Consider the following 16,970-nt stretch of genomic DNA (forward strand, 5'->3'; position numbering starts at 1 on the left):
ATGTTAAGATAATCCTCCATTGAGATCCCTCCTTAGATTTAATATACACTAAAGTGGGACATTTTCATTTACGGTTACTTGAGACATTATCATTTGTAGATGAGATGAATAGAAAAAATATTTTATGATAGGGTTATCATTTTTAACGATTTCAGTTATAATGAAATTATGTATATATTTTTGAGGTTGAAAGGAGGAATTATATGGACAACTCACAAGTGCCCGTAATAGAAATGCGTAATATTTCTAAGCAATTTGGCGATTTTTATGCAAATAAAAATATTAATTTTTCTGTCAATGCGGGTGAGGTTCATGCTCTATTAGGTGAAAATGGGGCAGGAAAGTCCACATTAATGAATATTCTTTCCGGATTGTTGATGGAAACCTCGGGGGATATCTTTGTTCGAGGCGAGAAAGTGATCATAGATACACCGACAAAAGCGAATCAACTCGGAATTGGAATGGTGCACCAACATTTTATGCTAATTGACGCTTTTACCGTCGTCGAAAATATTATGTTAGGTGAAGAACCCCTGAAAGGAGTGCAACTTGACCGTAAATTAGCTCGTCAAAGAATTATAGAATTATCTAAACAATATGGTTTAAGTATTGACCCAGATGCTAAAGTTTCTTCAATTAGTGTCGGGATGCAACAACGGGTTGAGATTCTAAAAGTCTTGTATCGTGGAGCAGATATTCTTATTTTTGATGAACCGACAGCTTCCCTTACACCCCAAGAAATTCAAGAATTAATGGTTACTTTAAAATCTTTGGCAAAAGAAGGTAAAGCGATAATTATCATTACCCATAAATTGGATGAGATTAAAGCCGTAGCCAATCGTTGTACCGTCATCCGCCGTGGTGAATCAATTGATACGGTTGATGTTGCGACCACAACATCACGAGAATTGGCGACGATGATGGTTGGAAGAAATGTGAAAACGACCCGTATCCAAGGACAGAGTAATCCTGGGGCGAATGTATTAGAAGTTAAAGATGTTTGCATTATGAAAGAGAATGGTCTCCCAGCGGTTGAGAATATTTCTTTTGAAGTACGAGAAGGTGAAGTAGTCGGAATTGCAGGAATCGATGGGAACGGGCAATCTGAATTAATCCAAGCTATCACCGGCTTAATGCCAGTAGAGTCCGGTCAAATTATGATTCAAGGTAAGGATATGGCGAACGCGACACCAAAACAGATAAATGAAATGCATGTTTCGCATGTTCCGGAGGACCGCCATAAATTTGGTTTAGTGTTGGATATGCCTTTGGATCAAAACTTAGTCTTAAAAAATTATTTTAAATCACCATTTTCTAAACAAGGTATTTTAAATTATCGACAAATTAACGATCATGCCGATACATTAATTCGTAATTTTGATGTTCGTACGACTTCTAATCAGGCTCGTGCAGGCTCACTTTCAGGTGGAAACCAGCAAAAAGCAATTATTGCTCGGGAATTAACTAGTGCGCCACGTCTATTGATTACAGCGAATCCAACTCGTGGTTTAGATGTGGGTGCGATTGAATTTATTCATCAAGAAATTATCGCGCAACGTAATGCAAATAACGCGGTTTTACTGATGAGTTTTGAATTAGAAGAAATCTTAAATATTACGGACCGTATTTTAGTAATGTATAATGGTCAGATTGTTGCGAATATTCCAACTCATGAAACGAATGAGGATGAAATTGGATTGATGATGGCAGGTACGACTTATGAAGACGTCTTAGCTTTGCGAAATGAAAGCGAGGTTGAAGCTGAATGAATCAAAAGAAATCATTGAAATTATTAATTCCGATTTTATCAGTAACGATAGGAATGTTATTTGGTGCACTAATCATGCTATTATTCGGTTATGATCCGATTCAAGGTTACCGTGCCTTAGTGGACGGTGCGATTGGAAGTCCATTTAATATTGGGCAAACGATTCGAGCAGCCACACCACTAATTTTTACAGGACTTGGCTTTTCAATTGCTTATACAGCGGGATTCTTCAATATTGGTCTTGCAGGTCAGGCATTATGGGGATGGTTAATTTCTGTCTGGATTGGAATATCATTTCCAGATGCGCCTAAAGTGATTTTGTTACCATGTGCCATTATTTTAGGTAGTCTGGCAGGTGCTTTATGGGCTGCGATTGCTGGCGTTCTAAAAGCTTTCTTTAATACCAGTGAAGTCATTGTCACCATCATGTTGAACTATGTAGCAGTCTATATTACTGACTATACAATTCGAAATATTATTACCGACCGAATGGATGCGACACCTTATATCGGTCCCAATGCAAGTTTAAAAATTCAGTCTCTGACTGATTTAACAAAAGGATCAACCATTCACGGTGGGATTTTCTTAGCTTTAATTTTCGCGTTGCTTGTATATATTTTATTACACTATACAACTTTAGGCTTTGAGCTCAAGACGGTTGGGATGAATCGTTTTGCAGCAACCTATGCAGGTATGGACGCTAAACGTAATATTATTATTGCAATGTTCCTCAGCGGTGCGTTAGCCGGCTTAGGAGGCGTAATGAACGGCCTAGGTGAATTCCGTAATATTTTCCTTACGAATGGTGTAGCACCTGCGATTGGATTTGATGGTATGGCGGTTGCACTATTGGGAGTATTAAATCCGATAGGTATTGTATTTTCTAGTTTATTATTTGGTGGACTAAAAACTGGAGGAACTAGTATGCCTCTGATGGCACAAATCCCAAGTGAAATCGTAGATATTGTGATTGCATCGATTATTTTCTTTGTCGGAGCAAATTATGTAATCACATACTTCTTTGAAAAGAAACAATCGGTTCCAAGAGGTACCGCCTCAAAAACTAGCCAAAATGGAGGTGAAGCTCATGATTAACCGAATTGCATCCATTATATCTTCCACACTTGTGTACTCAGCGCCATTAATATTGACAGCAATTGGAGGGGTATTTTCAGAAAGTAGTGGGGTTGTTAACGTCGGTCTTGAGGGGATTATGGTCATAGGCTCCTTTACTTCGATTGTATTTAACTTAACATTTGGGGGTATGTTTGGAGATTGGACTCCATGGATTGGTTTATTAGTCGGTGGATTAGCGGGTGTTCTATTTGCTTCGATTCATGCGGTAGCAACCGTTAACTTACGAGCAGATCATATTATCTCTGGTACGGTTCTAAACCTTATTGCACCTTCTCTAGGAGTCTTTTTAACACGTGTTATTTTTGATGGAAGAGGTCAAACAGATTTTATTAAAGAATCATTTGGTTATTTTAACTTTCCAGTTTTGAAAGAAATTCCGGTTATCGGTCGAATTTTTTTCCAAAGTACCTCGTTACCAGCTTATTTTGCGATTGTGATGACATTTATCGCATGGTGGCTTCTGAATAAAACACGTTTTGGTTTGAGATTGCGTTCAGTGGGCGAACATCCTCAAGCAGCCGATACATTGGGGATTAATGTATATGGTATGAAATATGCGGGAGTTTTACTTTCAGGATTCTTTGGTGGAATGGGCGGCGCAGTATTAGCCCAATCGATTTCTTTAAACTTCTCTGTTTCAACCATTACAGGTCAAGGATTTATGTCGATGGCAGCGATGATTTTTGGTCAGTGGAATCCAATTGGAGCGATGCTAGCTGCCTTGTTCTTTGGATTTGCTCAATCACTATCAGTGGTAGGGTCACAAATTCCAGTAATCAAATCGGTGCCCCCTGTTTTACTTCAAATTGCACCATATGTCATTACGATTGTGGCGTTAGTCCTATTCGTTGGCCAATCATTTGGTCCTAAAGCGAATGGTAAAACATATATTAAATCTAAATAATGCTCAATTAAAAAGCAGCGTTTAGGGGCTCTTAATTAGGGATTAATTTCCTTAAAATTTAATCGGCATGAAGGCATTAACCTTTGTGCCGATTTTTATATGTCAATTTTCCCTATAAAGTTCTAATAAATCCTAATAGTCTGTTTCTTTAAATTTGTACCTTGGACTTTTTCTGATATTTTTACATAAATCTTATCCACAAATGTTCTAATTATTTCTGGATCAAGTTCCTTTATATCTGTATACTTCCTTACAAGTTTTAGGAATGATTCCACATTAAGTTCTTATTTCTGTGATTTTGCAATGCTTTCTTCAAGTCCAGCTATCCTTTCTTGAATTGAAATTTCTTCTTCATCATAAGATTCAGCCATTTTTTCAAATCTTTGGTCAGATATTTTACCTTCTAAGTTATCTTCATAAAGGTTTTGAACTATGGAGTCAAGTTTTGCAATTCTATTTTTAGAATCTTCTAATTCCTTTTTCTTACTTCTTAATACTTGATTTAACTCGCTGGTTTTCTTCTTCAAAACTAAATCTACAAATTCTTCCTCATGGTCTTTTGCAAAAGCTGTAACTTTCCTAATTTTCCTAATGAGAACTTCTTCCACTTGAATATTCTTAATTTGGTGGGAAGTGCATTTGTTTTTTGCTTTCTATAGGATGCACAAACGAAGTATTCTTTATCATGGGACCAGCCTTTACCCCTTACTTGATACAATTTTGCTCCACAGTCTGCACATTAGAGCATACCGGATAGTGAAGGCATTTCTCCTAAACTGTTACGAACTCGTCTTGTTTTTCTTATCCTTTTTACAACATCAAATGTTTCTTCATCAATGATTGGTTCATGAACACTATCAAAGATAGTCCATTCAGACCTTGGCATGTCTACACTTTTCTTAGTTTTATAGGGTTTACTCTTTGTTCTAAAGTTTATAACTTTTCCTAGATATTCTTCTCTATCAAGAATATTGGAAACAGTATCAGGATTCCAACTATATTTTATTTCGGGTTTTTCAGTTGGGAAATTTATTCCCAAATTACTAAAATGTTTAGCAGGAGTTGGAATCTTTCTCTTTTTAGTTTTCTGGCTATTTGACTTAGCTCAAAACCTTTAATGCAAAGATTAAAAATCAGTTTGACAATTTCAGCAGAAAATTAATCGACTATCCACTTGTTTTTGTCTTCCTTATCTTTTAAATAATCATAAGGTGGATTAGTTGTTGGTGGTTTTCAACTTTAACCCTTAGCCTTAAAACCAGCCTTTATCTTTTTGCTTGTATACTTAGCATAGAACTCGTTGAAGATATTAAAAAAAGGTTTAAGGTTTTTCTACTTGATTTTTTGAATCCACACCATTATTAATTGCAATAAATCGTATATTATTATCTGGGAATAAAACTTCAGTATAAAAGCCTACCTTCAGATAATCTCTACCAAGCTTACTCATATCTTTTACTATAATATTTTCAACTTTTCCATCCTTAATTAAGGAATTTAATTTATTCCAAGCGGGTCTATCAAAGTTCGTACCTGAATAACCATCATCTACGAAGAACTCAAGGTTTTTAAATCTCATATCAAGAGCATGTTTTTCTAATATGTCCTTTTGATTTCTTATTGAGTTGCTTTCGCCTTGAAGTTCATCATCCCTTAAAAGTCAACAGTATAATGCTGTAATCTTTTCACTAGCTTAAAAGTATGAAGACTGTCTATTTAATTGTTTCATATTTTCCTCCTTTTATTAGAAATATTTCTTCATACACTAGCCCTAAGACAAAAACTGTGTTTTTGATTAGAAAAAAACGGAAATATATCCGACTTAAAAAATAGGTAAAAACAAGTTTTAGAAAGTGGTATAATATTATAGAAAAACTGTACGAAGTAGAAGATTGATTTGAGGTGGATTATGGGATTTTCCTTTGACAAATTATGGAAAAAATTAATAGATGAAAAGATGAATAAATTAGACTTACAAAAAGCCATCCATACAACTCCACACACCATAGCTAAAATGGGACGAGACGAGAATGTAAGTATGGAAATACTTGGTAGAATATGTAGGTATTTTAAATGTGATATATCAGAAGTATTAGAGTATAGAATTGATTAGAAAGAACTTATTATTTTATAGTTAAAAAGGTGAAATTATATGGCATTTACTATTGATATAGATGAAAATAAGTGGAGCTTAGTTATTCTAAAAAATCTGCTTATTGATAGAACCACCGAACGAAATATTATTTGGGGAACTGATGATTATGAATATTTAGGAGATAAATACAACTCTCATTTTCCTATAGAAATTGAACTTATAACTGGTAATAATTCTAACATCATCAGACCAAGGATATTAAAAACAAAGGAAAAACAAGGAAATAGAACGAAAGACAAAGCAGAGGTGTTCACCCCTAGTTGGATTTGTAATGCTCAAAATAATTTAGTTGATAATGCATGGTTCTGTAGAGATGAAGTGTTTAATGTTGAAAAAGAAAAGTCATGGGTATCTACAATTAAAAAAATAGAATTTCCTGAAGATAAAAATAAAACATGGAAGAATTATGTAGATGAACGACGTCTCGAAATGACTTGTGGAGAAGCTCCTTATTTAGTTAGTCGTTATGATTCAACTACAGGAACTCCGATAGAATTGAATAATAGAATTGGATTTTTAGACAGAAAGATGAGAGTAATAAATGAAAATACAGAAACTGAAGAAGAGTGGTTAAAATGGGCCGAGAGAGCCTTTCAAAGCATATACGGTTTCGAATTTCAAGGAGATAGTTTGTTGATAGCAAGAGAAAACCTATTAGCATCTTATTTTGATTATGCAAAAGAGAGGTTACAAAAAGAACCCCCTGAAGATGAATTACTTAGAATAGCCAAGATAATTTCTTGGAATTTGTGGCAAATGGATGGACTAACATATACGATTCCTTATAAATCACCACAAGAACAATTTGAACAATTGTCAATATTTGAACAAAAAGATAAGGATGCACTTTGTATCATAAAGGATTGGAGATCTAAAAAGATAATTAATTTTAAAGATTTAATAAACTGGGGTGAAAATTATGGATAGGTCAAGAATAGAGTCTATAGGTATACTTGATAAAATAATTGTAGGTAGAGTAGATCCACACATTTATGCATTCAAAACTAATACAGTTCCGAATTATTTAAAAATTGGAGATACTTATAGACCTGTATCACAGAGACTTAATGAATGGAGAAAGTATTTTCCTGAACTAGAAAAAAAGTATGAAAACAAGGCTATAATCAATGATGAGACATATCTCAGAGATTATTCTGTTCATCAATTTTTAGAGAAGGATTTAAATAAACAGAGGTTACTTCCTATCGATTTAAACGATGAAACATATTATAGTAAAGAATTTTTTAAAAACACAGAAGTAGAAGATATTAACGATGCAATTGAAGATATAAAAATAAACTACAAGAAAAAATCTAACAAATATGATTATTATTCTTCAGCTAGTAATCTGCCTCAAATGTATCACTATGAAAGAGGAGAGGCCTGGGACTTAAGACCTAATCAAAAGAAAGTAGTTGATCAATTTGTGAATGCTGTTAATAGTGGAAGAAAAAACCTATTAATGTATGCTGTAATGAGATTCGGGAAATCATTTACTTCTCTTTATTGCGCTCTAGAGATAAAAGCTAAACTAGTTCTTGTAGTTTCGGCTAAAGCCGATGTAAGAGAAGAATGGAAAAAGACAGTAGAAAGTGCTGGAAATTTTGAACAATATAAATTCTTAGATAGTTTAGATTTAGCTAGAGACCCTGAAGTGATAAAGAGTATTTTATTTAAAAATGAGAAAATAGTTCTATTTTTAACCTTACAGGATTTACAAGGTGACAATATTAAAGCAAAACACAAAGAATTATTTTCTGAACAAATAGACCTTCTTATTGTAGATGAAACACATTTTGGAGCGAGAGCAGAATCATTTGGTAAAGTTCTAAAAAATGCTGGCTACAACAGAATTGATGAAAAGAACATACAAAAACTCAACGATGAATCAATAGATACTCAAACAGCCGATGAGGAAATAAAAAAATTAAACGCAAGTATTAGACTTCATTTATCTGGAACACCTTATAGGATATTAATGGGAAGCGAGTTTGAAAAAGAGGATATTATTTCATTTATACAATTTTCAGATATAGTTGAAGAACAGAAAAAATGGGATAGAGAAAATCTTCAGAAAGATGATGTTGAAGAATGGGACAATCCGTACTACGGATTTCCACAGATGGTTAGATTTGCCTTCAATCCAAATAAATCATCTAGAAAAAAATGGAAGCACTAAAAAGAAGTGGTATCAGCTTTGCATTCTCTAAGTTATTTGAACCAGAGTCAATAACTTTAGACAAAAAGAAATATAGACACAAAAAATTTATTAATGAAAGAGAAATACTGGATCTCTTGCAAGTTATAGATGGAAGTAAAGAAGATGATGGCTTATTAGGTTTTTTAGATTACGACAAAATTAAATCTGGAAAAATGTGCAGACATATAGTTATGGTTCTTCCCTATTGTGCCTCTTGTGATGCTATGGAAGATCTCATAAAAATTAATAAAACTTCTTTTAAAAACCTAAATGAGTATGAAATAATAAATATTTCTGGTTTAGAATCATCAAAAATACTTAAAACCCCAAACGATATTAAAAATAAAATAACTGAATGTGAATCCAATGATATAAAGACTATTACACTTACTGTTAATAGAATGCTTACAGGATCTACAGTAGAACAATGGGATACTATGCTTTATTTAAAAGATACAGCATCTCCTCAAGAATATGATCAATCAATATTTAGATTGCAAAATCAGTATATTAGGACACTTTCGAGTGATAAAGGTACAATAAGAGAAAATCTAAAACCACAAACACTTCTAGTAGATTTTGATCCAAATAGACTATTTAGAATGCAAGAACAAAAATCTCTAATATATAATGTAAATACCGATAAGAATGGAAATAGTAAACTACTAGAAAGAATTCAAGATGAACTTCATATATCCCCAATTATCGTAATGAACCATAACAAGATAAAGGAAGTTACAGCAACAAATATTCTAGAATATATTAGTGAATATAATAACCAAAGAAGTGTTTCTGATGAAGTTTTAGATATCCCTGTGGATTTATCTCTTTTAAATGACGAAGTTATTAGGACAACTATTGAAAGTCAAGGGGAATTTAATTCAAAACAAGGTTTAACCATCCCTCCAAATGAAGGAGAAGGAGATGATATCGAACCTGAAGTTCCAGAATCTAATGATGATAATTTTGAAGTCAAGAGGGGCGAGAATAAAGAATATACTGAAACAAAAACTGACAAAGAGATTCAAAAATTAGAAAGTAAGATTAAAACATACTATCAGAGAATTTTATTTTTCTCTTTTTTAACAAAGGATGAAGTTTCATCTTTAGATGATATATTGTCTGTAATTGAATCAACTGACAATGAAAGACTTTCAAAAAATCTGCTAATAGATAAATATGTATTAGAAAAAGTAAGTCAATATATGGATCCATTTAAAAGAAGTAGATTAGATTATAAGATTCAAAACATCTCTCTGTTAGCAAATGACGAAACAATGAGTCCGATAGACAGAGCAATGACATCAATAAAAAGGTTTAATAGGATGAGTGAGTCTGAGGTTGTTACTCCAGCAAAAGTATGCGATGATATGATTAATTTGTTGCCAGAAAATAATCTAAGAGAAATAGTAAATAAAAACGAAAGTTTCCTTGATATAGGTTGCAAATCCGGAGAATATGTGGTTTCTATTTATAATAGATTAAGAATAGAACTTGGACTTTCACATGATGTAGTTAAAGATCTTGTTTATTCAATCCCAACTTCATCTATTGCATATGAATTTACAAGAAAGTTTTATGAAATACTTGATTTAAATATAGAAAATATAGCTACTAATTTTAATGCTTATGATTTACTTGAAATAAAAAATAAAGAGAATAGTATAGATTACGAAAAAATCAAAAATATATTAGAACAAGACAAGAAATTTTGTAATATTAAACTAGATGAAAAAATAAAGGTAGGTGATAATAAAGTGAAGTTTGGTGCTGTGGTAGGTAATCCTCCATATCAACTCAGTGATGGTGGTGCTCAAGCAAGTGCGAAGCCCATATATCAGCATTTTGTACTATTAGGTAAAGAACTTACAAACAAATATACTTGTTTTATTACACCTACAAGATGGTTTGCTGGGGGTAAAGGTTTAAATGAATTTAGGGATTTAATGCTTAAAGATCGTACGATGAGAGAGCTGCATGATTTTACAACGCCTGAAGATGTTTTTCCAAATACCAACAATAGAGGAGGAGTTTGCTTTTTTATTAATGATAAGGAAAAGAGTGGAGATATAGTAAGAGTTGTTACTTATAAGAATGATGAAGTGACATCGGATGTAAATAGAACTCTTCTGGTAGATGGCATTGACATATTTATTAGAGATGGAAAGGGACCTAAAATAATTGAAAAAGTAAATGCGAAAACAAAAAATAAAATGTCTGAATATATTTCTTCACTACGTCCATTTGGTTTTAGAGGATATTTTACTAAAGACGAGTCTTATCATGTGACAGATAAAGATTTAATCGAACCAGTTCTATGCTACGGAAAAAGAAGACAAATAGGATATGTAGAAAAAGAATTAATTAATAAAAATACCGAATATATTGATGTTTGGAAAGTTTTTATAGCAAGAGCAAATAATATTGGTACAGAACTTTCAGATGATAATTTGAATGCTTTTATAGGAAAACCTAAAGAAATTTGCACAGAGACATACTTGGTGGTTGGAGCTGAGTTAAATTTAAATCATAAATCTTGTGAAAATTTGACTAAATATTTTAAAACAAAATTTGCTAGGTATATGCATTCTTTATCTAAACCAAGTCAAGATTCAACAGCTAAAACATTTAGATTTGTTCCTATTCAAGATTTTACTGATGAATCTGATATAGATTGGACTAAAGTTATTGATGAAATAGATGAACAACTATTTGATAAGTATCAATTAACAGAAGAAGAAAGAAATCACATTAAAAATTCAATTAAAGATATGTAATCAAAAAAGGCTATGAGAGCATTTAAACTCATAGCCTTTTCTCCTGCCACCTAAAGACTCTCTGAATCATTTTTTAAATCCCTAATTCAATGAGCCTTTGAACTGTTAGATTTTTCCTGTTTTCTCGGGAAGAAAATGAACTTCAGTCAGACGCTTCTTTTTATTGAATCAAATTCTCTACAAAGTTTTTCAATCGAAACACGAATTCATGTATGTTTCACGATAAAATATGGTATAATCACTAGAGTGAATGAAAGATAAGGGAGCCATGTTTCATGAGTGAATTAGGAAATAAATTAAGAGATGCAAGAATTGAAAAAGGTTATACCTTAAACACCTTACAACAAATGACTAAAATCCAAAAAAAATATTTACAAGCCATTGAAGAAGGGCAATTTGATCAAATGCCTGGCGCATTTTACACTCGCGCGTTTATTAAACAATATGCGGATATGGTAGGATTAGATAGTGAAGAATTATTAATTGAATTGGAAGAAGAAATCGATTTAAATAGTGAATTACCAGAAGCGATGGTTCAAAGTACAACCGATACTTTGCCTTCAAGGACTGAACGCTACTTACGAAAAGAACGAAATAACTTAGATATCTTACTTTCCTATGTTCCGTTAGTATTACTTATAGCGATTATCTTTGCCATTATCATCTCACTAATTATAGCGATTAATAATATTAATCGGATGAATCAACCTGCACCTCAAGTTGAAGAGACGAATGAAATTGTAAGTGTCATTGAACCTGACGAAGCAACGGAATCACTCACAACTCAACGTGTTGAGGAGACAACCATCGCAACAAGTGAGAATGATATTCGTGTAGGAGCACAAACAATTACGTTAATTTCTAATTCTGATGAAGAAACGACGTATCGACTCAATGCACCATTTGATCAATATAAATTTGAGTTTAAAGGACATAATTTCGTGTGGATTGGTGCCTTTGAGGATGGAGAAATTACGTTAGATTCAACTGTCACAGAAGGTGAAACTTTTGAGTATAAAGTTTCAGAAGGAACCCGACGATTACGTCTACAATTAGGTTATCCAGAGGGAGCAGATATTTTAGTTAACGGTACTAAAGTAGAATCGAAAAATGAATATATGAAAGAAACGATTGTTTTTGAACTAGGTGTTCCAGAAACTGAAAGTACTCCTGAAACAGAAGAGTTAACGATTCCGTCTGAGGAAGAAGGTCAATGATATGGCTAAAATGAACATAGCGAATAAATTGACAATTTTAAGGATGTGTTTAATTCCTGTATTTATCATTTTGATGTACTTACCGGCATCTCATGGCGATGTGACGGTGCTTGGATCGGTTATTCCAGTGAATCAACTTCTTGCAGCTATAGTATTTATTATTGCAAGTTTGACTGATTTTCTTGATGGCTATCTCGCTCGTAAACTTAATCTTGTGACTGCTTTTGGAGAGTTTTTTGATCCGATGGCCGATAAGTTGTTAGTCATTGCCGCATTTATTGTTCTAGTAGAACAACAACGCGTTCCAGCTTGGATTGTTTTAATCATTATTTCTCGTGAATTATTAGTCACAGGACTACGCGTATTATTAGCTCGTTCCAATGGAAAAGTTATGGCGGCTGCTTTACCAGGAAAGATTAAAACCTTTACTCAGATGTTTTCAGTTGTTTTTTACTTATTGAATAATATAGGATTTGCCTTAATCTCAGTCGACATTGCCTATATCTTATTAATTCTTTGTTTGATTTTCACAGTTTATTCCGGGATTGAATACTTTTACCAAGGACGATTTGTCTTTTCAGATTCTTTATAAGTTTTACTTAACTTCTAAAATGAAATATTTTTAGAAGTTTTTTTAAATTAATCAAAAATTTTAAATTATTTTATGTATCTATTATTAGGAGGAAAAATGAAAGTAGAATTAATCACAATTGGAACGGAAATCCTGATGGGTGATATTCTAAATACAAATGCACAATTCTTAAGTCGACAATGTTTGCAATTAGGCTTGGGCGTTTTTTATCAAACTACTGTCGGAGATAACTTTGAGCGAATTTACAATGCATTTCAATTGGCTTCGCAACGAAGTGATTTAATTATTATAACGGGAGGTTTAGGACCGACTGAGGATGATTTAACCAAAGAGGTCTTTGCTGATTTTTTAGGCGAGACGTTAGAAGTTTGCGATATACAACATGAGAAAAATATTCAGTATTTTGAGAATAAAGGTCGCGAAATGGCTCCGAATAATATTCGTCAAGCTTACACAATATCTAACGGTACGACTTTGATTAACCAGGTAGGATTAGCTTGTGGTTTAATTTACACCTCTGAAAGAACTCAAGGAAGAACTGATTATGTCGTTTTACCGGGGCCGCCTGCTGAACTTGAAGCGATGTTTTTGAATCAAGTGGTTCCTTTTATTAAAAATGAAATACTTAAAAGTGAATCAATGGTTATCCTGTCCCGCTATTATCATTTGTACGATATTGGGGAATCAGCCATTGCAAAACAAATCGAAACGTTAATTACTGCCCAAACGAATCCGACCATCGCTCTTTATGCAAAAAATAATATGGTTACGATACGGGTGACGGCGAATGCTTGTAATGATAAAGAATGCGATATAATTTTATCAAGGATGGAACAGCAACTGCGGGAGACCCTATATTCTCCTTGGATTGGCGAAGGGGAAGACTTTACGATTGAGCAATACATTATTCATCGGTGCCAAAGGTTAGGTTATACGCTTTCAGCTGCTGAAAGCCTGACTGGAGGGTTAGTTCAAGCTAAATTAACGTCCGTTCCTGGAGCTTCACAAGTAGTCCGAGGAGGGTATGTTACTTACCAGACCCCAATGAAAACACAGCTATTAGGAGTACCTGAACAGACTATCCAACAATATAGTGTCGTAAGTCATGAAGTGGCACGATCAATGGCAGAAAGGTTAAGAGAACGAACCCATAGTACGATTGCTATTTCTTTAACGGGTGTAGCTGGACCAGATGGTCTTGCAGACCAATTGCCTGGAACAGTCTATATTGGAATTGCCTTTAAAGATCAGCCGGTTATTTCAGAGGTTTATCATTTTCCAGCCCCTAATCGTAATGCTGTGCGTAATCGCTCCGTTAATGAAGTTATGCGATTATTGTATCATTTAATCAAATAATAAGAACAAATGTTCTTATTTTCTTGATTATCATGTATAAACAAAGTAAAATAGTATCAGATAAGAAAATGGAGGAACATCATGACAACAAATGATCGTAAAAAAGCCTTAGAGATGGCCTTAAAAAATATTGAAAAAGATTTTGGAAAAGGGGCAGTAATGCGTCTTGGAGAACAGACGAGTATGAAAATATCAACGGTCTCATCGGGATCAATCCTACTCGATATGGCATTAGGAGTGGGTGGTTATCCTCGTGGAAGAATTATTGAATGTTACGGTCCCGAGTCTTCAGGTAAAACAACCGTCGCATTACATGCTATTGCGGAAGTCCAACGTCAAGGCGGCATCGCAGCTTTTATTGATGCGGAACATGCCTTAGATCCAGTATACGCTCAAAACTTAGGTGTCAATATTGAAGAGTTATTATTATCACAACCAGATACCGGAGAACAAGCTTTAGAAATTGCAGATGCACTTGTCTCTTCTGGAGCTATTGATATTATTGTAGTGGACTCCGTAGCGGCTTTAGTACCTCGGGCAGAAATCGAAGGGGAGATGGGTGATTCTCACATTGGACTTCAGGCTCGTTTGATGTCTCAAGCTCTACGTAAATTATCGGGTTCAATTAATAAAACCAAAACAATCTGTTTCTTTATTAACCAAATTCGTGAAAAAGTTGGTGTTATGTTTGGTAACCCGGAAACAACACCCGGAGGCCGTGCTTTAAAATTCTATTCAACGATTCGCTTAGAAGTACGTCGTACTGAAACAATTAAAGATAAATCAGATTTTATTGGAAATCGTACGCGAATTAAAATTGTTAAAAATAAAGTGGCCCCACCATTTAAAGAAGCTGTTGTCGATATTATTTATGGTAAAGGCATTTCAAAAACAGGAGAGATTGTCGACCTCGCATCAGAAGCAGATATTATGCATAAAGCAGGGTCATGGTATTCATATGAAGATGAACGCATTGGCCAAGGCCGGGAAAATGCTAAAGATTTCTTAGAACAAAATCCTGAAATTTTAGCCGAAATTGAAGAAAGAGTCCGCCAACATTATTTTAAAACGGACGTACCTGCTGAAGAATCTGCAGAACAAGATAATGAAGAAATATCTACCGACTTACTTTTCGATGAATAATGATTATCTCATTTAAAGAGCAAAAGATATTTGACTATTCTTGCAATTAAGCATAAGATTAAGAAGTGGAAACACAATTAATTATTAAATATAATTGAATAAAAATAAACAATCAAGGAGGTGACTCTTATGGACTTAAAGTTAATCGCCTTTGTGATTGTTGCCTTAATTGTAGGAATAGTAATTGGCTTTTTATTTAAAAAAGCTTCTGATGAACGAAATATTGAAAAAGCAAGACTCAATGCGGATGTTATTGTAGATGACGCTATCAAACAAGCACAAATACTTAAGCGTGAAGCGCTTTTCGAGGCGAAGGAAGAAAATCTTAAGTACCGTAATGAGGTCGAAGAGGAATTAAAAGAACGTCGGAATGAAGTAAGTCGGTCTGAAGCACGAATGATTCATCGTGAAGAAAACCTAGATAATCGCAGTAATTTATTAGATCAACGCGATAGTCAGCTTGAAGCAAAACTAGCTGAGTTTGAAGTAAAACAACAACAGCTAGTCGATAAAGAGCAAGAAATTGGTCAATTGATTCAACAACAGGAAGAAGAACTTTACCGTGTGGCTGCGATGTCACCCGATGAAGCTAAAGCAATTGTTTTGAAAGATACCGAAGAATCACTGACAAATGAAATTGCTACGATGATTCGTGATGCTGAGCAAGAAGCTCGTAATACAGCAGATCGAACAGCAAAAAATATTATTTTACAGGCAATTCAACGAACATCTACAGATATCGTCACGGACAATACCTTAACCGTCGTCCATTTACCAAATGATGATATGAAAGGTCGAATTATCGGTAGAGAAGGACGGAATATTCGAACGTTTGAAAGTCTGACAGGAATTGATTTAATTATCGATGATACGCCCGATACGGTCGTCTTAAGTGGTTTTGATCCAATTCGTCGTAAAATTGCTAGCACAGCACTTGATAAATTAATTCAAGATGGACGAATTCATCCTGCACGAATCGAAGAAATGGTTGAAAGATCACGCAAAGAAATCGATGAGAAAATTCGTGAAGCTGGGGAAGAAGCAATCTTTGAATTGGGGCTTCACTCAATGCATCCCGATTTGATTAAGATTATTGGACGTTTAGCTTATCGTACGAGTTATGGACAGAATGTCTTAAAGCACTCGATGGAAGTGGCAAAACTGGCTGGTTTTATAGCGGTTGAGATTGGTCAAGATGAAATGTTAGCACGTCGTGCTGGACTACTACACGATATTGGGAAAGCGTTAGACCATGAGGTTGAGGGGACTCACGTTGAAATTGGTGCTGAAATTGCACGTCGTTACCAAGAACCGAAAGTGGTTATCAATGCGATTGCTTCTCATCATGGTGATACACAACCAACTTCATTAATATCAGTTATTGTGGCTGTAGCAGATGCTTTCTCCGCTTCTAGACCAGGTGCTCGTAATGAATCATTAGAAAATTATATTCGACGACTTGAACAACTTGAAGAAATATCTAACAGCTACCAAGGGGTTTCAAACGCTTTTGCGATTCAAGCAGGACGCGAAATCCGTGTGATGGTTGAACCAGATCAAATTAATGATGCGCAAGCTGTTAAATTAGCTCGTGATATTAAACTTCAAATTGAACGAGAAATGACTTATCCAGGCAATATTAAGGTAACAGTTATTCGCGAAACGCGAGCTATTGACTATGCAAAATAATTTTTGATATTGAGATTAGGCGATAATGCCTA

16 protein-coding genes are annotated in these 16,970 nt (G+C 34.2%); 12 read left to right on the forward strand and 4 right to left on the reverse strand.

Features of this window, described 5'->3' with window-relative positions:
* Positions 1 to 203 precede the first annotated feature (203 nt).
* The 3 genes from CYJ57_RS05800 to CYJ57_RS05810 are packed head-to-tail and all read left to right on the forward strand — an operon-like array spanning position 204 to position 3,809.
* Entirely contained in the window at positions 204 to 1,769 is a 1,566-nt protein-coding gene (locus CYJ57_RS05800) for an ABC transporter ATP-binding protein (protein WP_101954457.1), read from the forward strand.
* Positions 1,766 to 2,863 carry an ABC transporter permease gene (locus CYJ57_RS05805; protein WP_006701352.1) on the forward strand — a complete coding sequence of 366 codons (1,098 nt, stop codon included), beginning with the start codon at positions 1,766 to 1,768 and terminating at the stop codon, positions 2,861 to 2,863. Before CYJ57_RS05800 ends, CYJ57_RS05805 begins: the two co-directional genes overlap by 4 nt.
* Entirely contained in the window at positions 2,856 to 3,809 is a 954-nt protein-coding gene (locus CYJ57_RS05810; RefSeq protein WP_280522421.1) for an ABC transporter permease, read from the forward strand. Before CYJ57_RS05805 ends, CYJ57_RS05810 begins: the two co-directional genes overlap by 8 nt.
* Before the next feature lie 122 nt (positions 3,810 to 3,931).
* Here the strand turns inward: CYJ57_RS05810 and CYJ57_RS07900 are convergent, their stop codons facing one another.
* The 4 genes from CYJ57_RS07900 to CYJ57_RS08005 form a co-directional block, all read right to left on the reverse strand.
* The gene (locus CYJ57_RS07900) at positions 3,932 to 4,084 is read right to left on the reverse strand and encodes a DUF4368 domain-containing protein (RefSeq protein ID WP_219525579.1); all 153 of its coding nucleotides are present in this window, start codon (positions 4,082 to 4,084) and stop codon (positions 3,932 to 3,934) included.
* A 9-nt stretch (positions 4,085 to 4,093) separates the two neighbouring features.
* Complete coding sequence (locus CYJ57_RS07905; protein WP_219525580.1) at positions 4,094 to 4,417, reverse strand: hypothetical protein; 324 nt, start codon at positions 4,415 to 4,417, stop codon at positions 4,094 to 4,096.
* A gap of 131 nt (positions 4,418 to 4,548) precedes the next feature.
* A complete protein-coding gene (locus CYJ57_RS07910) occupies positions 4,549 to 4,878 on the reverse strand; it encodes a recombinase family protein (protein ID WP_219525584.1) in 330 nt (109 codons plus the stop codon).
* A gap of 252 nt (positions 4,879 to 5,130) precedes the next feature.
* Positions 5,131 to 5,388 (reverse strand): recombinase family protein, encoded by a 258-nt coding sequence (locus CYJ57_RS08005; RefSeq protein WP_244896590.1) that lies wholly within the window; start codon positions 5,386 to 5,388, stop codon positions 5,131 to 5,133.
* A gap of 330 nt (positions 5,389 to 5,718) precedes the next feature.
* On the opposite strand from CYJ57_RS08005, the gene CYJ57_RS05820 reads away from it, so the two are divergent.
* The 9 genes from CYJ57_RS05820 to rny all read left to right on the forward strand — a co-directional run bounded on the left by CYJ57_RS05820 (position 5,719) and on the right by rny (position 16,938).
* Entirely contained in the window at positions 5,719 to 5,922 is a 204-nt protein-coding gene (locus CYJ57_RS05820; protein WP_101954460.1) for a helix-turn-helix domain-containing protein, read from the forward strand.
* A 39-nt stretch (positions 5,923 to 5,961) separates the two neighbouring features.
* Positions 5,962 to 6,891, forward strand: coding sequence for a restriction endonuclease subunit M (locus CYJ57_RS05825; RefSeq protein ID WP_101954461.1), 930 nt, complete (start codon positions 5,962 to 5,964; stop codon positions 6,889 to 6,891).
* Entirely contained in the window at positions 6,884 to 8,143 is a 1,260-nt protein-coding gene (locus tag CYJ57_RS07920) for a DEAD/DEAH box helicase family protein (protein ID WP_219525582.1), read from the forward strand. The genes CYJ57_RS05825 and CYJ57_RS07920 overlap by 8 nt, the downstream gene beginning before the upstream one ends.
* A complete protein-coding gene (locus tag CYJ57_RS05830) occupies positions 8,131 to 10,941 on the forward strand; it encodes an Eco57I restriction-modification methylase domain-containing protein (protein ID WP_219525583.1) in 2,811 nt (936 codons plus the stop codon). Before CYJ57_RS07920 ends, CYJ57_RS05830 begins: the two co-directional genes overlap by 13 nt.
* A 275-nt stretch (positions 10,942 to 11,216) precedes the next feature.
* A complete protein-coding gene (locus CYJ57_RS05835) occupies positions 11,217 to 12,158 on the forward strand; it encodes a helix-turn-helix domain-containing protein (RefSeq protein ID WP_101954463.1) in 942 nt (313 codons plus the stop codon).
* Positions 12,159 to 12,168: 10 nt separating this feature from the next.
* Complete coding sequence (gene pgsA / locus CYJ57_RS05840; RefSeq protein ID WP_180764417.1) at positions 12,169 to 12,750, forward strand: CDP-diacylglycerol--glycerol-3-phosphate 3-phosphatidyltransferase; 582 nt, start codon at positions 12,169 to 12,171, stop codon at positions 12,748 to 12,750.
* Between the two features lie 96 nt (positions 12,751 to 12,846).
* Positions 12,847 to 14,106: a competence/damage-inducible protein A gene (locus CYJ57_RS05845; RefSeq protein WP_180764414.1), complete on the forward strand. Its 1,260-nt coding sequence runs from the start codon at positions 12,847 to 12,849 to the stop codon at positions 14,104 to 14,106.
* Positions 14,107 to 14,187: 81 nt separating this feature from the next.
* Positions 14,188 to 15,249, forward strand: coding sequence for a recombinase RecA (recA, locus tag CYJ57_RS05850; protein ID WP_101954467.1), 1,062 nt, complete (start codon positions 14,188 to 14,190; stop codon positions 15,247 to 15,249).
* Positions 15,250 to 15,378: 129 nt separating this feature from the next.
* A complete protein-coding gene (rny, locus tag CYJ57_RS05855) occupies positions 15,379 to 16,938 on the forward strand; it encodes a ribonuclease Y (protein ID WP_101954469.1) in 1,560 nt (519 codons plus the stop codon).
* The last annotated feature ends 32 nt before the right edge of the window (positions 16,939 to 16,970 follow it).

Origin of the sequence: Falseniella ignava (assembly GCF_002847645.1) — a bacterium.
GTDB classification, from domain to species: domain Bacteria; phylum Bacillota; class Bacilli; order Lactobacillales; family Aerococcaceae; genus Falseniella; species Falseniella ignava.